Raw genomic sequence first — 15,029 nt, 5'->3', positions numbered from 1 at the left:
GAATTTCATTCCGTCAAACGCACCGCCGAGATATTGGGCCTATCAACGGCTTCTGTTTACGCGTTGGAAACGGGCGGCAAGCTGGAGTTCCGGCGCGTAGCTGGGCGCGTCTTAGTGACGACCGCCAGCCTTGCCGCAGTCGTGGACGGCGCCGAGCCTTGGGCAGCTTCCACACGCGGCAGTGCCGGACGCGCGGCCCGACACGTCGGGCGTGACGTGGGTGGCCAGCGATGAGCAAGGCAGCACAATACGCCCCCGACATTGCTGCGTTGCACGTCGCCACCTCACCCCGCGCCGTCACCGAAATCAACGACCCGCTTTTGATTGCCCGTGAAGGCGCGGCAATCCTGCAAATAAGTGTCCCGACTTTCTGGCGTCACGTCGCGAACGGCCTTGTGCCCAAGCCCTTGAAACTGGGCGGGCTGTCGCGCTGGCCAAAGTCGGAAATCTTGGCTGTGATCGAAACCGCCAAAGCCGCACGCGATGCCGTGGGTGGCCAGCAATGATCAAGAAAGCACAGCACGCCCCCGACATTGCCTCATTGCCCGGTGACGCGCTTTTGACCCGGCGGCAGCTTTCCCTTGTCTCGGGGTTTGCCCTCCAAACGCTAAAATCGTGGAGTGCGAAGAGTCGCGGGCCGCGCATCGTGACTGTAGAGGGCCGTCCGCGCTACCGCGTTGCCGACGTCCGCGAATGGATGGGTGCTGCAAATGGCTGAAGCGACAAACCCTCCGCTCTATCACGGCGTCAGCTTCCTGGACGCCCTTGGGCAGGTGCAGCACCGAGAATTGGGCGTCCCCGCTCGCTATGAAATCGGCAACAAAAGACATTGGCCGGCCGGAATAACAACCGAATGGCAAATGCGCCCATTTGAGCCGAGTGACGTCGCGGACGGCTGCCCGGTCAAGCCGGGGGAGCGCTTGGTAGGCCGTCGCTACCCGGGCGTGGCGAGCGTATTCTTCAAAATTCGCATGCCGCCGCGCCTACGGGCGAACACACCGCGAAACGTCACCGTGGCGATGATCCGCTTGTTTCGCAGTAGCCCCGACGCTGTGTTTCTGCTGGCATCACTTGAAGCGGACGCCGAGGAATTAGCCGCAAACGCAAGGACCGGAAAGGGCTAAACACCACGCGAAACCGCAGGTCGCGCTGCAATGCAAAATAAAGAGCCGGACGCTTCCGCAAGAAGTCGCCCGGCTGGAGTTGGAACAGTGTTCTCACAATATAACAAAAAACCGACCGTCGCGCAATCGCCCGGTGAAATCGCCAAAGCGTTCCTAAAGGTTTTGGACCCGACTGGAACGCACCACCTTTGCGCGTTCAACCCGCAGACGGGCATTGACCACGGCGAGACATTTGCACCCGGCGCGCTGGAAGATGTCGTGGATTGGGTCAATAAACGCGCCGGGCGGTTCAACCTTTACCACACAGTCAACGAGGTTCGGGCGGGCTTCTCAGGCCCAAAGGCCAAGAAAACAGACATCGCCCGCATCCGGGCCTTGTTCACCGACATAGACCCTGCGGCGGGCGATCTCGACGCGGAACGGGCCGCAATCCTTGATCGCCTGCGCGCTGCCCCGGCGTTCTGCAAAAGCCTGATTGTCGATAGCGGCGGCGGCTTCCACGGCTATTCTATCTTAGACGGAAAACTGGCGGTGACGGATGAGACGCAAGATTGGGTGGAAGCACAGGGGCGGGCTTTAGCGCAATCGCTGGGCGGCGACGCCACACAGAACATAGACCGCATACTGCGGCTTCCCGGCCCTGACAATTTGCCCACCCCGGACAAGGCCGCAAAGGGCCGCTTACAGCGCCAAGTGACGGTGATTGAAGATAGCGGCGAGCGGTTCACCCGCGCCAAGCTAGAGGCCGCTGTGCCGCCCGTATACGAGGCGGGCGGGACCGACAAAAGCCCCCAGATCGCCGCCGCAATGGAAGACCTGCGGCAATGCAACTATGATCGGGACGGCACGACCGAGGGTCTACCGTCCGAGTTGCGCGCCAAGTTTGACCGCGACTTGGCCGACCGGCCCGATTTAGCGCGTCTGTGGCGCGACGGCGTAAGGGATGGCGACAAAAGCGGCTCAGGCCACAGGATGGCCCTAGCGGGCGCTCTGCACAGGGCCGGGGGTTACACGCACGAGGATTATGCGCATATCGCCGGGGCTTGGCCACTTGCCGCAAAGCCCGGCGATGATCGAGAGGCAAAACTGTGCGAGCGTGAACTTGCAAGGTGCTGGATTAAGACGCAGTCCCGCACGCCAGAGGACTGGTTTGCTGAATTGCCTGATGACGTGACGACCGGCGATACGGCGCCCAGCGCCGTGCCTGCGAGCGCGCCGGGCGCGCGGCGGGCGCTTCCCGTGATCAGCTTTGACGAGGCGGCGGCCACTGCGCTGGCCGAGGGCGGACGCCCACTTGTAAAGGGTCTGTTGGACCAAGGCGCTATGTCCGTCCTCTATGGCCCAAGCAATGTGGGCAAGACGTTCATTAGCTTAGATTTGGCCTTCCATATCGCAACCGGTCAAACTTGGGCAGGGATGAAAACGACGCGGTGCCGCGTTCTTTACGTCGCGGCCGAGGGCGGATGGGCGGTGCGCAAGCGCGTGCTTGCTTTGCAGCTTAAACACGCAGGCATGGACGCCAGTTGGTTCAACTTGATCCTATCCAGCGTGGACTTGCGCGACTCGAAGGCCGACCTTCAGCCTCTGATAGACGCTGCGGCCAAGGTGGGCGGTGTAGGTTTAATTGTGATCGACACCCTTTCGAGGGCGATGGCCGGGGGCGATGAAAATGCACCGACGGATATGGGGGCACTGGTGAAGAACTTCGATACGGCACGGCATGCCACCGGCGCGCATCTTTTGGCGGTGCATCACTCTGGAAAAGACGTTGCGCGCGGGGCGCGGGGGCACACGATTTTGCGTGCTGCGACCGACACCAAATTGGAAATAGCCGAAGGTCAGCTATCGGTAACTAAACAACGCGACCATGAAGGCGGGCTCAAACGGGCTTTCAAGTTGATAGGTATGCGGCTTGGTTTTGATACAGATGGCGAGCCCGTCACCTCTGCGACCGTCACGTTCACTCCGCCCGAACAAATCCCCGTAGCTAAGCCCACGCCTGCTGAAATAGTCGTTCTGGAGGCGGTGCGGGCTTTGCTATCTGAAGGCGCCGAAACCGTATCGGCGCAGGTTGTCGCGGACGCTATGTCCGTTGGAACCGGCAATCCAAGCCAAGGCGTCGTGCGCAAGCACTTGGCAAGCCTCACGTCCAAAGGTCTTCTAAAAACCCCAGTGCGGGGAAAATGGGCGATTATTGCCCAAGAAAGTGGAATTTCCACTTTGTGTAATACACCCCTTATAGAGGGGGCGGAATTGCGGCCGGAAGTTCAAAGCGGAACCCAAAGTGGAATGGGAATTTTCGCATGAATATCAGAAACTTAGAAGAAGTGGAAGAAAGTGGAATTTGGTGGAACATTCTACCCGAAACCAAAGTGGAAAGTGGAACCCACCTTTTAAAGGGTTCCACTTTTCGGTTCGCACGCTTTTCGCTTTCAGTAATGCGGGAACTGGGCACGATTTGGCGCAAACTTTTGGGCCGCCGCGCCGCCATACCTCTAGGGCGCGTTCCTGTGGGGGTGGGTCCATGAAGCGCCCGCGCCCCAAGAAGCTTTCGACCTGGCAGAAATCTGCGGCGTTCCGTGTGATGGCGGATGCGGCGCTGCGGCGCTATAATCGAGGGCGGCACAAGCTGCCCAAGTGCGGCGCGCTGGCCCGGTCCACAGGAAAGCCCTGCCGACAGATCGCCATGACAAACGGGCGCTGCTATCAGCACGGCGGCAAAACCCCGTCCGGCGCGAACTGGCACAAAACGCAGTGGCCTGACAAAGCGTCGCCAAATGCCGAGGCCAAGATGCACCGCAAACTGGACAAGAACGCCCGCGCCGCCCGTGCTAAGGCCAAGCGCCTTGCGGCCATGTCACCGCCCGAACGCGCGGCCCATGACAAATGGGCAAAAGCCCACCGGGCGGGCACGCTCGCCCAGCGCGCCGCGTTGAAGCAAGAGGCAAAGCAAAACGCAGAGGCGCGGGCGCTGTTGGCGCGGGCCGAACGCCCTAGCCCCGCTTCCGAGGCGCTGGGCGCGCGCATAGCCGCCTTGGAACAAGAAGTCTTGAGACGCGCCGAAGCCGCGCGGGCAAAGGACACGGCAAGCAAAATACAAGATTGGGGTATCTTCGGATGACAAGCCAAAGCACTGACGCGCGCCGCAGGGCGCTTGTGACCAAAATTCAAACCGAAGGGGCGGAGGCGGCCTATCGCGCCGCGCTCGCTGTCTGTCTCGATGCGAAGGCACCGGCACCGGCGCGCGCCACTTGCGCTACAACACTATTGCGCGCCGGGGGCTATCTGAACGTCAAGCCCGTGGACGCCGAGGACAGGGAGGGCCACGAAATGAGTGGGGCAGAATTGAGCGCTGCGATAGCGGCTCTTGAGGCGATGCAATCCCTAAGAGAAAGCGGCGGTGAAGCAGACGACCCGGGCGAGGATTTAGGCTTGTTTGGTTAATCGGCGCGCGCCGGGATTTACCCGGCGGCCCCCCAGCTTTCCAGCGCGGCCGCGCAGCCTACAGGATCGGCTTGGATGCGGTAAACGGTCTGGCGGCTTATACCTACCGCCTTGGCGACGTCAGACGGCCCAGACCCGCCCGCCAGCATGGTGTGTGCTTGCTCTAGCTGCGTTCGCGAATAGCTGGGCTTGCGGCCCCGGAACTTGCGGCCTTCTGTGTCCAGCGCCTTGGCGTGGGCTATGCCCGCCGCGCGGGCCTCTTTCATGGCCCCGGCTTGTGCCTCTGCCAGCGCGGCCATGAAGCCTATCAGGGCGTCGCGTACGGCTTGCTGCATGGGGTCCGAGGTCGCGCCGTCAAACACCATGCCGTTGATCACGGTTTTGACCACCACGCCGCGGCGCATGAATTCGCGGATGTTGTCGCTTACGTCGCGGTAGTCGCGGCCCAGCCGGTCAACCCAGCGCACTAGCAACGTGTCGCCCGCCCGCAGCATGTCGAACAGCCTGCGGCCCTGCGCACGCTCTGCAAGCTTGGTTGTAACGCCTGACACGCCTTCGTCGGTTACAACGTCGTCAACAGTGAACCCTGCCGCTTTGGCTTGGGTCAACTGGTGGGCGGCGGTTTGGTCTTTTGTGGAAACACGCGCGTAAAGGATAGTTCGCATGGTGGCCTCTTGCTTGAAGGGGTGGAGGGACGGCAGACAGGCCGGCTACAGTCTCAGAGACCGGTTAAGGCGCGTTCTGCGCGGGCTTTCAGACCCGGGTGGGCGGTGTACATCACGAACACTTCCATGTCGTCTTTTGCCTCAAAAAGTACGACTGCGTCTCCGCTCCGGCGGGCGTCACAAAGCGCCCGCATAAGCATAAGGAAGAAATAGGTTTCAGTTTCCAACTTGAGCGCTTTCTGCATGGCGCGAACCTTTCCGCTTGGACACACTGTCCGTTAACTTAATGTCCGATAGATAGCATGTCCGAAATATGATTGCAAGCCTAACGGACGGTATTTGTCCGTATTTATTAGTATCCGCTGGGGTATACCCTTACGAACACTGCGCGGCTTAGCTGATGTGGCAATTACCGTAGGATTGAGATGGGTAAAGACCGGACGCGAACATAATGGTGTGTCTGCTGTGCGCAGCCTTACCGGCGTTGTCTATGGTCGTCGTTTGAACCGCGCCAGACTTCAACGGTTCAAGGAATGTTATGCCGTCTGAACCGGTAACGGGGTAAACTGTGGACGCACCCGCATTCCCGACAAAGAAGGCACTGCCCGACACGTCGTCAAATACGAATTTGAGGTCGAAGGTTCCGCCAGTCTCGTACCTACCATCTTCAAAAGCGATGTTTGGGAATGCGCACGTGTAAGTCGTGACCTTGGCCGTCGCAGTATTGGCAAAAAGCATGGCGAGCAAAGCGGGGGTAAGGAAAGCGGAGGCAAGGAAAGCACTGCGTTTCATATTTCACCTGATTTAATGTGTCACAGTGCGCATGTTCGACTTGTCTGCCCCCACGTCAATCGCAGATCGGGCGTGTCACGGTAGTCGGCCCCTACCCCTGCCCCCCACTCCGGCGCGCGCGGCGAAAACGCCCGCGGCTACCGCTAGGAATTTTTACCTCTGTGGAACTTTTGGACTCTGCGTGATGTGCGGGGCCAAGACGGGCAAAGGCGGGGATTGCCAAAACAACTCAGAACCGGGCAAGCGCAGCTGCAAGTTTCATGATGGCAAATCCACCGAGGCCACGACTCCAGAGGGGCTGGCCCGCATTGCAGAGGCCCAGAGACGGCGCTGGGCGCGTGTGAAGGGTGCGGCCGGAAACCTAACGGGAAATAACGGGACGCGCTACAGGAGGCCGCTGGCGAAAAATCCAGAAATGCCTGCCCCGGATGAATTGGCGTCCAGCACCACCGCCCCGGCCCCATTTGTCGCAAAAGCCGCAGTTGTATGCCCCAACCCGCCAAAGTTGGAAACTACGCACAGCGCCTCGCCGCCTTCGCGTGATGTCACATGCTTTCACCTGCACAGACATTTTGCTGTTTTCACCGTCCGCAAAGTCGTCGCGAATCATTGCGCTGCCAGAACGGCAATCCGGTGCAGAATACTGTTTCCACAAAAGAAACAGAGGCACTGCAGCGGGCCGCAGTGGATCAGATTTGGCGACATATACGAGTGCGCCAAGAGGCCAGCACAATCGTGGATTGTAAATGAGCCTTGAAGACGATTCTCTTTAGAATGTCTGGGCAATTATGTTATTTTCGGGGCAATCTTGTGTTGCCTTCGTGCCAAATCGGCGGGCACCGCTTGATGCGGGCCATGTAAAGCGTTGTTTGGGAGGTCGGTGATCACATCAAACGCGCAAGGCCGGCGATGTATAACTGGCGACACCTTCGTCGTGTATGAATAAGGAAGACATTATGTTTTTTGACAGGCTGAAATACGTGGCCGTTGCGGCGGTGATCTCCATCGCTCCGCTTACAGTGTCCGCGGCAACCATCTCGGGCCAGATTGATATCACTGGAACGGTTAATACTGGGACATCGAACTTTTCGGCGACTGGGAATGCGGACCTAAACCCTATAGGTATTGTGGTTATTGCCGATGGTGACTTCAGCTCGCTTACTCCTTTCGTCTCGCTGGCAACTTTGACCGATATCAACTTTGCCGCGCCTGGCCAAATCTGGTCGGTTGGTGGTTTTTCGTTTGTAGCGATTTCGTTCTTTGATTTTCTGGACACTGCAACGAAAGCTTTCTCGGCTCGGGGCATTATCTCGCACGCTGGATATGATGACACGGATGGTTTGCTGAACTTCACGACGCAGAGCGGTCGGGCTAAAGTGTCGTTCTCGTCGACCACGACACCGGCTCCGGTTCCGGTTCCGGCTGCTGGTTTCCTGCTGGTTGGTGCGCTTGGTGGTCTGGCGGCTTTGCGTCGTCGTAAGGCTTTGGCTGCCTGATCAGAGGCTATTAGGGTTTGCATACGATAGGGCCGGGAAATCGCCGGCCCTTTTACTTTGCGTCTGGTAGACGTTGCACTATCTCAAGCGCTAGAACGCGCGATCCTCGCCTAAGGCTGGCAATCCACCCTAACGAAGCGCGTAAGGGGGATATTAGGGGGGATAGAAGTAAGCCGTTTAGCATAACTATCCGTCTATGCACAGTATTTTATAGAATATTGGTGCCCCCATCAGGATTCGAACCCGAGACCCCCTGATTACAAATCAGGTGCTCTACCAGCTGAGCTATAAGGGCAGTTCCCTTCAAATATCGGCAGGCGCGGTCCGGTGCAAGGGGGTTGCTTGCAATAGCCTATCTTGTAGCGCGGACCAGCAGGGCCACGGCGGCAAGGCCCATGGCAGTGACGATCAGGGCGGCGGGGGCGGCCTCACCGATGCGCTCTAGGCTGGCGAGTTCGTAGACCCGGGTGGCTAACGTGTTGAAATTGAACGGGCGCAGCAGCAAAGTCGCGGGCAGTTCCTTGACACATTCGACAAAGACCAACAGCAGGGCAGTCAACACCGAGCCCCGCATCAGCGGCAGATAGACGTCGCGCAAGGTGCCCCCGACGCCGCGCCCCAAACTGCGCGCGGCCATTGGCAGTGACGGTGAAATCCGCCCAAAGGCCGAATCCACCGCGCCCTGCGCGATGCCGAAAAACCGCACCAGATAGGCCAGCACAATCGCCGCCGCCGTTCCGGTCAGCATTAGGTCGGGATCATGGCCCGTAACCGCCAGCACCAGATCGGCCACACGGTGATCCAGCGCTGCCAGCGGCACTAGCAAACCTACGGCCAGCACGGCTCCGGGCATGGCATAGCCCAAAGTGGTCAGCGGCAGCACGGTGCGCGCAAGGCTGCGCCCCGCCATCCGCACACCGTAGACCAAAAACAACGCCGCAGAGACGGTCAGCAGCGCCGCAATGCCGCCCACGATCACCGTGTTCAGCGCCGCCTGAAGAAGCCCCGGTGCCAGCCACATCTGCGGCTTCGCCAAGGCATGGCCCAGCATCACCGCCGTCGGCAGCACAAAGCCCAACAAAAATGGCACCAGACACAAAGCCGCCGCAGCCCAAGCTTTCGGTCCGCCCAACTGGATCGGCGTCACCGGACGAGTCGCCCGCGATGGACGGTGAAAGCGGGCGTTGCGACGACTGACATATTCGATACCCAACAGCACCAGCACCAGCGACAGAATCACCCCCGCGATCTGCGCCGCCCCCCCGGCATTGCCGCCGTTCAGCCAGGTTGAGAACACCCCGGTAGTCAGCGTCTGCACGCCAAAGGTCGAGACCGTGCCAAAATCAGCCACCGTCTCCATCATCGTCAAAGCCACACCCGCTGCAATCGCCGGGCGCACCAAGGGCAGGCCCAGCCGCCAGAACATCCCCCAAGGCCCCAAGCCTAAGGAGCGCGCCACTTCGTAACTCGCGCCCGATTGCTCGCGCAGCGCAGCACGAGTCATCAGATAGACATAGGGATACAGCGCTGCTGACAGCACCAATATTGCGGCAGGCTCGGAGTTGATCTCGGGAAACCAGTAATCTCGGGCGTTGCGCCAGCCAAAACTCAGCCGCAACGCGGTCTGCAACGGCCCGGCATAATCCAGAAAATCCACCAGCGCGTAGGCCCCGACATAGGCCGGGATCGCCATCGGAAACAGCAGCGCATAATCCAAGATGCGGCTGCCGGGAAAGCGGTACATCACCACCAGCCAAGCCGCCCCCGTCCCCATTGCTGCTGACAGCACGCCGACACCCAGCATCATCCGCAAAGTGGCGGTGAAATAGCGCGGCAAAACGGTGGACAGCAGATGCGGCCAGATGTTTTCCGTCGGATGAAACGCGATCCAGACCACCGCCAGCATCGGCACCAGCACGATGCCGCCGACCAGCAGCACGCCCAGCGACCAGATATCAAACCGCAGCGCTTTGATCCGCAGCCAGCGCGGGCGAAGGGGGGATTTCTGACTGTTTTGCAAGGGCATCATCCGCGCCAGATAACGGAAAGCTGTTTCCCTGTAAAGAAAACCGACTATAGTTGCGCCAACAAGAACAAGCAGGCAGGCCACCCCCCGATGCGGATCGTCTATCACCTTGGCGCGCACTTCACCGATGAAGAGCGTCTTCTGAAATGTCTTTTGAAAAACCGCGAGGTGTTGGCCGAGCATGGCATCGTGGTGCCGGGCCCCAAACGCTACCGCAACCTGCTGCGCGCCACCGCGATTGAACTGAAAGGCAACACCGCCAGCCGTGACACCCAAGCGCTGATCCTTGACAAGATCATGGAAGAAGACATCGCCGACCGGATGGTTTTGTCTTGGGACAGCTTTTTGTCACTGGCCCCTTGGGTGCTAGAGGGCACGCTTTATCCGGTCGCAGGCGACCGTGTGCGCGCTTTCAGCCAGATTTTCCCCGAGATCGAGGCTGAGTTTCACTTGGCCATCCGCAACCCCGCGACCTTCCTGCCAGCACTTTTGCAAAAGCTGCCCGACAAGACCTATGCTCAATTCATCGGCAAGGCCAATATCTACGATCTGCACTGGTCGCAGGTGATCGCGCGGATTCTGGCACAAAATCCCGGCACGCCGCTGACGATCTGGTGCGATGAAGACACCCCGTTGATCTGGCCCGAAGTGTTGCGCGCAGTGTCGGGCCTGCCCGATGATGTGGTGCTGGAGGGCGAGGATGATCTGCTGGCCAGCCTGATGTCGGGCGAAGGCTTGACCCGGCTGCGCAGCTATCTTGAGGGCCATCCGCCCGGATCAGTGATGCAGCGCCGCAAGATCGTCTCGGCTTTTCTGGATAAATTCGCGCTGCCGGATCGCATCGCCACCGAGGTCGAAATGCCCGGCTGGACCGAGGCGACCGTGGCCGAGCTGACCCGGCTTTATGAGGAGGATGTCTATCGCATCACCCATATGCCGGGGGTAGATTTCATCGCGCCTTGAAGTTGGCGGCCCTGCACTATGGCCGATTGGGGTCTCCTCACCCCCAAACCCCCGTGGGATATTTGCGCACAGAGGATGGCAATTCTAGCTAAGCTTTAGCAGATTATTGTCAAACAAAAAAACCAGGCAGCGCCAGCGCACTACCCGTTTTTTTCAAGCTGATCGTCAGTGGCAGCGGTTACTGCATCCCCAAAGCGGATTTATACATCTCGATGATGGCTTCTTCTTCGGCGATCTCATCGGGCTTGCGCTTGCGCAAAGCGATCACCTTGCGCATGACTTTGGTGTCATAGCCACGGCCTTTCGCCTCGGCGAACAGCTCTTTTTCCTGCTCGGCCACGTCCTTTTTCTCGGACGCGAGTTGCTCGGCGCGCTCGATGAACTGGCGCAGCTCGTCGGCGGTCACGGTATAGGCAGCGGTTACATCATTCATCGCGGGACTCTTTTGCTTTGGGTTTTGCTGTTCCTATAGGGCGGGGCTGGCAGGATCAAGCGTGCCTCGCGCGGGGTTGCAAGGCTTCGCCAACGGCGTTAGCGCAAGCGCAGGTTTTCAGGGAGGCAGAAATGCAAATCGTGATCTGGATCGGGACTGCGCTGACCCTGCTGGGCATCGTTGGGTTGGCGTGGTGCATCAAACTGGTGCTGGGCATCAAGCGGCAGGCTTTGGCCGATGATCAGGCGCGCGTGGCAATGCAGCGGGTGGTGGCGTGGAATATGGGCGCGCTGGCGGTGTCGTTTCTGGGGCTGATCATGGTCGTCGTCGGGGTTATTCTGGCTTAGCAGGCTGCTGAATTAGTCGGCCCTCGACGGGGATTGAGGAACAGGATTCATCCTCAGCAGGATAGCGGCGGGGGTGACGATGCGCGGGACGGATCAGAAGAGCGCTTCGCTGTTCAGTTATGTCGATCTTGAAGACCGCATCCCCGCCAAACACCCGCTTCGCAAGATCCGGCAGGTGGTGAATGACGCCCTGGCCAGTCTCGATGCCGAGTTCGAGGCGCTGTATGTCGACTTTGGCCGCCCCTCGATCGCGCCGGAGCGGCCGATCCGGGCGAGCTTGGTTCAGATCCTGTTTTCGGTCCGCTCCGAACGGCAATTGATGGAACAGTTGCAGTATAACCTGATGTTCCGCTGGTTTGTGGGGTTGGGCATTGACGACCCGGTCTGGGTTCCCACCGTGTTCACCAAGAACCGCGACCGGCTGCTGACCACGGACATGTCGCACAAGATGATGGCGGCAATCCTGGCGCACCGCGAGGTGGCGCCGCTTCTGTCGGACGATCACTTCTCGGTCGACGGCACTCTGGTCAAGGCATGGGCTTCGATGAAGAGCTTCCAGCCGAAGACAGAGGGTGCGCCCCCGGATGATGAGAAGCCGGGTAATCCGCCTGGACACGACAGGCCCGCCATAGACCAGCCCGAAGATACCCAAACTGAGACCGACCCGATGCCCCGCCCCCCCGTCAGAACCGCAATGCCGAGGTCGACCTCAAGGGCGAGAAACGCTCCAATGCTACCCATGCCTCCACCACCGACCTGGACGCCCGGCTCTACAAGAAGTCGCCCGGCGCTGGGGCGACGCTGTGCTTCATCGGCCATGTGCTGATGGAAAACCGTTCGGGACTGATCGTACAGGGCGACCTGACGCGGGCCGACGGCCATACCGAACGCCGCGCCGCGCTGGACATGATCCATCGCCACTCACCGGGATCGACCCGACGGTTGACGCTCGGGGCCGACAAGGGTTTCGACGCGGCCGAGGTCGCCGCCGACCTGCGTCAGGCTTGTGTCACGCCCCACGTCGCGCAGAAGTCACGACATTCAGCGATCGGCGGCCGCACCACCCGGCACAAGGGCTACGCCCTGTCAATCAAGCACCGCAAGCGGATCGAAGAGGCCTTCGGCTGGGCCAAGACCGTTGGGGCTAGCCGGCACTGTTGAGCGACGCAAAATCGCGGCCATCGGCAATCAACCGGTCAAACAGCGCATCCGGGGCATAAATCTGCGGTGCCACCTCGGCCCGACGCTTGAGATCGGCGCGCAACACCAACAACCCGCGTTTATCAGCCTGAAACAGCGGACCACCCTGCCAGCGCGGGAACATTCCATGCAGCACCGCCGCCGCATCCACATCCAGCGGCCTGCGTGCGACGCCCTCGCTGATCAACCGGGCGCTCTGATTGGCCAAAGCCGCGAGACAGGCATCGAGCACCCGCTTTGCCTCTGGCGGCGGCTTAGGCAGCGGCCCGCGTGCGGAAACCCCAATCCCGAATGATCCCAATGCCGCCGCAATTACCGGTCGCGCCAGACCCTCGATTTCCAACTGCGCGATGGCCGCAGACAAAGCCGCGCGCAGGCGGCGATCCATCGGCCCGCCCGGCCCGGTGAACACCAGCTTCCAGCCAAGCCGCCGCCCCAGTGCCAGCCCCAATGCCTGCACCGCCACCGGAGCATCCGCCCCCGCCGCCAGTTCTGCCACCAGACCCGCCGCCAGCGCCACGCTGATGCCAACCCGCGTTCCCGCCCCCCGCGCGGGCAAAGCCCCCAGCGCGATAACCGGAAGGACCGCATCTTCCAGCGGCGGCAGCGCATCGGCGTTGTTCAACACCAGATCAACCCCGCCGATCACCGTTGATCCCGTGCTCAGTCGCGCCCAATCAGCATCGCGCGCCTCGGGCGTCAACCGCCCCTCTGCAACTGCCACCTCTTGCCGCGACGCGATTTTCTGCAACGCGGCAACCAGCGCCTCGCGTGAGGGGTCAATCAGACTGACCCGCAGCCCTGCCGCCAAAGCTTGCGCCACCAGCTCTGCCGCAGGCTCTGCTGCGCCCCAAACCGCAAGGCTGGTCAGCTTGCCTGCCCCGAACTGAACCAATGGTGCAGGTGGAAAAGCCGCCCGCCGCTCGGCAAAAAAAGCATGGCGCAAGCCCAGCGATTCAGGCGTGTGGACTAGGGCATCATAGGCCGCGGCCTCAAAGGCAAGCCCTTGTTCCAATGGCAAAAGTTGTGCTGCCTCGACACAGTCGATCAGCCGCAAAGGTGCTGGCAAAGGCGAACCCGCATAGCGCGCGCGCCCCGCCACAATCGCCGCCTGATAGGCCTTGCCATCGCGCAATCCGTCCCGCCGATCCGAGGTTTTCAAAGGCCCGGCACCTTTCAACCCTGCGGCCATGCTTTCGGCAAAAGCGCAGGCCTGCGCCCGCAGATCGCCCTCAACCACCTGATCCACCAAGCCGATGGTCAGCGCCTGCGCGACCGTCAACGGCGCGGGTTCCAGCATCAGTTTCAACGCCGCCGCAGCCCCGATCAGACGCGGCAAGCGCTGCGTCGCACCGGCCTCGGGCACCAGTCCCAGCCCGATCTCGGGCAGGCCAAGCTGCGCCGCAGGGCTCGCCACCCTGCCATGCGCGGCCAAAGCCAGTTCCAATCCCGGCCCCAACGTGCTGCCGTTCAGAGCCACGATCACCGGCTTGGGGAAATCCTCTATTTGCTGGCAAAGCGTCGACAATCCCGGCGCGGCACTGGTTTTTCCCAACTCGGACAAATCTGCTCCGGCTGAAAACGCCGCCAGATCCGAGCAAATCACCACGGCGCGCAGATCACTCTCGGCGACCGCGCTTAGTGCCGCCGAAAGCGTGGCGCGCAGATGCTGTGACAGCACATTCACCGGACGCTGCGCCAGAATCAGCAGCAAAACGGCTCCCCAGCGCTCGACACGCACCGCCTCCGTCAAGGTCTTGCCGTCCATATCACCCGCTCCACCAAAACCGTTGGAGCATTAAGCGGTGGCGCGGTGGCATTGGCAATCCCAGTCCGCATCAAGCGGCGGGTCTGCGCGATGTCAAACCGGCATATTGTCGAAATCGGCTTCTTCAGCGGCACCGACATGCTCGGGCAGCGCGGGCATCTGCACCAAGGCACCCGGCAGCACTTCGCTCAGCGCCCGCATTTCAGCGAGCAACAGGTCCATCCCCACCGCCTGCGCAGACAGCGTAGCCGCCAGCATTTCGGTCGTCATTTCGGCCATTGGATTGTTCTTCGGCATAAGATTTCCCCCTATGTAGCACAGTTGCGGCAGAACGGCGTGTCAGGCAGCACATCCAACCTGCTTGGCTCGATCTCTTGGCCGCAAGTGACGCAAATTCCGTAATCCCCGGCCTCGATCCGCGCCAATGCAGCCTCGATCCGCCGAATTTCCAGCAGCCCGGCGTTGCCCATCCCTTCCAGCACTTCATCGCCCTCGCGTTCGGCGGCAAGGTCTTCCCAATCTGGCGAATGCTCGGCAACAAGTTCCGTCGAGATTCCGCTCAATCGGCTTTTCAGAGCGGCCAAACGCCGCTGCATCTGCGCCTTGTGGTCAGTGGTTGAGATCATGCGCTGTCCTTTCCTGACTGCGCCGATTCTACTATAATCAGAGGGTGCGTCGTTGATGCATATCAATCCAAGCACAGCTGAATACATTCAGACATTGCGATGTGAGCCTTCAACACCTATCTTGCCAACCATCAGCCCAAGGATT

Annotated in this window: 18 protein-coding genes, 1 tRNA gene and 1 pseudogene; 11 read left to right on the top strand and 9 right to left on the bottom strand. The window is 60.7% G+C overall.

What is annotated here, in order from left to right; genetic code table 11:
- The first annotated feature begins 230 nt into the window (after positions 1–230).
- From ACS5RD_RS13740 to ACS5RD_RS13715, 6 genes are all read left to right on the top strand, one after another.
- Positions 231–506, top strand: a complete 276-nt coding sequence (locus ACS5RD_RS13740; RefSeq protein WP_489927888.1) for a helix-turn-helix transcriptional regulator — start codon at positions 231–233, stop codon at positions 504–506.
- Positions 503–718 carry a hypothetical protein gene (locus ACS5RD_RS13735; protein WP_489927887.1) on the top strand — a complete coding sequence of 72 codons (216 nt, stop codon included), beginning with the start codon at positions 503–505 and terminating at the stop codon, positions 716–718. Before ACS5RD_RS13740 ends, ACS5RD_RS13735 begins: the two co-directional genes overlap by 4 nt.
- On the top strand, positions 711–1,124 hold the full coding sequence (locus ACS5RD_RS13730; RefSeq protein ID WP_489927886.1) for a hypothetical protein: 414 nt from the start codon (positions 711–713) through the stop codon (positions 1,122–1,124). Before ACS5RD_RS13735 ends, ACS5RD_RS13730 begins: the two co-directional genes overlap by 8 nt.
- Before the next feature lie 87 nt (positions 1,125–1,211).
- Entirely contained in the window at positions 1,212–3,431 is a 2,220-nt protein-coding gene (locus ACS5RD_RS13725; protein WP_489927885.1) for a helicase RepA family protein, read from the top strand.
- Between the two features lie 217 nt (positions 3,432–3,648).
- Complete coding sequence (locus ACS5RD_RS13720) at positions 3,649–4,245, top strand: hypothetical protein (protein WP_489927884.1); 597 nt, start codon at positions 3,649–3,651, stop codon at positions 4,243–4,245.
- Between the two features lie 35 nt (positions 4,246–4,280).
- Positions 4,281–4,568, top strand: coding sequence for a hypothetical protein (locus tag ACS5RD_RS13715; RefSeq protein WP_489927883.1), 288 nt, complete (start codon positions 4,281–4,283; stop codon positions 4,566–4,568).
- Positions 4,569–4,585: 17 nt separating this feature from the next.
- On the opposite strand, the gene ACS5RD_RS13710 is transcribed toward ACS5RD_RS13715, so the two are convergent.
- The 3 genes from ACS5RD_RS13710 to ACS5RD_RS13700 form a co-directional block, all read right to left on the bottom strand.
- A complete protein-coding gene (locus tag ACS5RD_RS13710) occupies positions 4,586–5,233 on the bottom strand; it encodes a recombinase family protein (protein ID WP_489927882.1) in 648 nt (215 codons plus the stop codon).
- Positions 5,234–5,286: 53 nt separating this feature from the next.
- Positions 5,287–5,478: a hypothetical protein gene (locus ACS5RD_RS13705; RefSeq protein ID WP_489927881.1), complete on the bottom strand. Its 192-nt coding sequence runs from the start codon at positions 5,476–5,478 to the stop codon at positions 5,287–5,289.
- A 148-nt stretch (positions 5,479–5,626) separates the two neighbouring features.
- On the bottom strand, positions 5,627–6,025 hold the full coding sequence (locus ACS5RD_RS13700) for a hypothetical protein (protein ID WP_489927880.1): 399 nt from the start codon (positions 6,023–6,025) through the stop codon (positions 5,627–5,629).
- A gap of 31 nt (positions 6,026–6,056) precedes the next feature.
- Between ACS5RD_RS13700 and ACS5RD_RS13695 the strand changes: the two genes are divergently transcribed.
- The gene (locus ACS5RD_RS13695; RefSeq protein WP_489927879.1) at positions 6,057–6,782 is read left to right on the top strand and encodes an HGGxSTG domain-containing protein; all 726 of its coding nucleotides are present in this window, start codon (positions 6,057–6,059) and stop codon (positions 6,780–6,782) included.
- Between the two features lie 199 nt (positions 6,783–6,981).
- Positions 6,982–7,521, top strand: coding sequence for a VPLPA-CTERM sorting domain-containing protein (locus ACS5RD_RS13690; RefSeq protein ID WP_489927878.1), 540 nt, complete (start codon positions 6,982–6,984; stop codon positions 7,519–7,521).
- Positions 7,522–7,740: 219 nt separating this feature from the next.
- Here ACS5RD_RS13690 and ACS5RD_RS13685 read toward each other — a convergent pair.
- Positions 7,741–7,816 (bottom strand) — tRNA-Thr (locus ACS5RD_RS13685).
- Between the two features lie 57 nt (positions 7,817–7,873).
- On the bottom strand, positions 7,874–9,427 hold the full coding sequence (locus ACS5RD_RS13680; RefSeq protein ID WP_489931376.1) for an ABC transporter permease: 1,554 nt from the start codon (positions 9,425–9,427) through the stop codon (positions 7,874–7,876).
- Between the two features lie 210 nt (positions 9,428–9,637).
- On the opposite strand from ACS5RD_RS13680, the gene ACS5RD_RS13675 reads away from it, so the two are divergent.
- Positions 9,638–10,510 (top strand): hypothetical protein, encoded by an 873-nt coding sequence (locus ACS5RD_RS13675; protein WP_054004786.1) that lies wholly within the window; start codon positions 9,638–9,640, stop codon positions 10,508–10,510.
- Between the two features lie 178 nt (positions 10,511–10,688).
- Here the strand turns inward: ACS5RD_RS13675 and ACS5RD_RS13670 are convergent, their stop codons facing one another.
- Positions 10,689–10,943, bottom strand: coding sequence for a DUF2312 domain-containing protein (locus ACS5RD_RS13670; protein WP_054004785.1), 255 nt, complete (start codon positions 10,941–10,943; stop codon positions 10,689–10,691).
- 131 nt (positions 10,944–11,074) lie between these two features.
- Here ACS5RD_RS13670 and ACS5RD_RS13665 point away from each other — a divergent pair, with 131 nt between their 5' ends.
- Both ACS5RD_RS13665 and ACS5RD_RS13660 read left to right on the top strand, forming a co-directional pair.
- Entirely contained in the window at positions 11,075–11,290 is a 216-nt protein-coding gene (locus ACS5RD_RS13665) for a hypothetical protein (RefSeq protein WP_489927877.1), read from the top strand.
- 79 nt (positions 11,291–11,369) lie between these two features.
- Positions 11,370–12,451, top strand: a pseudogene (locus tag ACS5RD_RS13660) (IS5 family transposase).
- Here ACS5RD_RS13660 and ACS5RD_RS13655 read toward each other — a convergent pair.
- The 3 genes from ACS5RD_RS13655 to ACS5RD_RS13645 all read right to left on the bottom strand — a co-directional run bounded on the left by ACS5RD_RS13655 (position 12,435) and on the right by ACS5RD_RS13645 (position 14,884).
- Positions 12,435–14,258, bottom strand: a complete 1,824-nt coding sequence (locus tag ACS5RD_RS13655; protein WP_489927876.1) for an enoyl-CoA hydratase-related protein — start codon at positions 14,256–14,258, stop codon at positions 12,435–12,437. The pseudogene ACS5RD_RS13660 and the gene ACS5RD_RS13655 overlap by 17 nt on opposite strands.
- A gap of 93 nt (positions 14,259–14,351) precedes the next feature.
- Positions 14,352–14,555 (bottom strand): hypothetical protein, encoded by a 204-nt coding sequence (locus tag ACS5RD_RS13650; RefSeq protein ID WP_489927875.1) that lies wholly within the window; start codon positions 14,553–14,555, stop codon positions 14,352–14,354.
- A gap of 11 nt (positions 14,556–14,566) precedes the next feature.
- Positions 14,567–14,884, bottom strand: a complete 318-nt coding sequence (locus ACS5RD_RS13645; protein WP_054004781.1) for a TraR/DksA family transcriptional regulator — start codon at positions 14,882–14,884, stop codon at positions 14,567–14,569.
- Positions 14,885–15,029: the final 145 nt, after the last annotated feature.

Source organism: Cypionkella sp. PAMC25878 (assembly GCF_058135695.1).
This window is presented reverse-complemented; position numbering and strand designations above follow the sequence as displayed.

Excerpts from the sequence above, each read along its gene's own strand:
- ACS5RD_RS13710 (WP_489927882.1), bottom strand. The coding sequence starts at position 5,233 with ATGCGAACTATCCTTTACGCGCGTGTTTCCACAAAAGACCAAACCGCC.
- ACS5RD_RS13730 (WP_489927886.1), top strand. The coding sequence starts at position 711 with ATGGCTGAAGCGACAAACCCTCCGCTCTATCACGGCGTCAGCTTCCTG.
- ACS5RD_RS13695 (WP_489927879.1), top strand. The coding sequence starts at position 6,057 with ATGTTCGACTTGTCTGCCCCCACGTCAATCGCAGATCGGGCGTGTCAC.
- ACS5RD_RS13675 (WP_054004786.1), top strand. The coding sequence starts at position 9,638 with ATGCGGATCGTCTATCACCTTGGCGCGCACTTCACCGATGAAGAGCGT.
- ACS5RD_RS13705 (WP_489927881.1), bottom strand. The coding sequence starts at position 5,478 with ATGCAGAAAGCGCTCAAGTTGGAAACTGAAACCTATTTCTTCCTTATG.
- ACS5RD_RS13650 (WP_489927875.1), bottom strand. The coding sequence starts at position 14,555 with ATGCCGAAGAACAATCCAATGGCCGAAATGACGACCGAAATGCTGGCG.
- ACS5RD_RS13700 (WP_489927880.1), bottom strand. The coding sequence starts at position 6,025 with ATGAAACGCAGTGCTTTCCTTGCCTCCGCTTTCCTTACCCCCGCTTTG.
- ACS5RD_RS13720 (WP_489927884.1), top strand. The coding sequence starts at position 3,649 with ATGAAGCGCCCGCGCCCCAAGAAGCTTTCGACCTGGCAGAAATCTGCG.
- ACS5RD_RS13670 (WP_054004785.1), bottom strand. The coding sequence starts at position 10,943 with ATGAATGATGTAACCGCTGCCTATACCGTGACCGCCGACGAGCTGCGC.
- ACS5RD_RS13740 (WP_489927888.1), top strand. The coding sequence starts at position 231 with ATGAGCAAGGCAGCACAATACGCCCCCGACATTGCTGCGTTGCACGTC.
- ACS5RD_RS13690 (WP_489927878.1), top strand. The coding sequence starts at position 6,982 with ATGTTTTTTGACAGGCTGAAATACGTGGCCGTTGCGGCGGTGATCTCC.
- ACS5RD_RS13680 (WP_489931376.1), bottom strand. The coding sequence starts at position 9,427 with ATGCTGGCGGTGGTCTGGATCGCGTTTCATCCGACGGAAAACATCTGG.
- ACS5RD_RS13655 (WP_489927876.1), bottom strand. The coding sequence starts at position 14,258 with ATGGACGGCAAGACCTTGACGGAGGCGGTGCGTGTCGAGCGCTGGGGA.
- ACS5RD_RS13665 (WP_489927877.1), top strand. The coding sequence starts at position 11,075 with ATGCAAATCGTGATCTGGATCGGGACTGCGCTGACCCTGCTGGGCATC.
- ACS5RD_RS13645 (WP_054004781.1), bottom strand. The coding sequence starts at position 14,884 with ATGATCTCAACCACTGACCACAAGGCGCAGATGCAGCGGCGTTTGGCC.
- ACS5RD_RS13735 (WP_489927887.1), top strand. The coding sequence starts at position 503 with ATGATCAAGAAAGCACAGCACGCCCCCGACATTGCCTCATTGCCCGGT.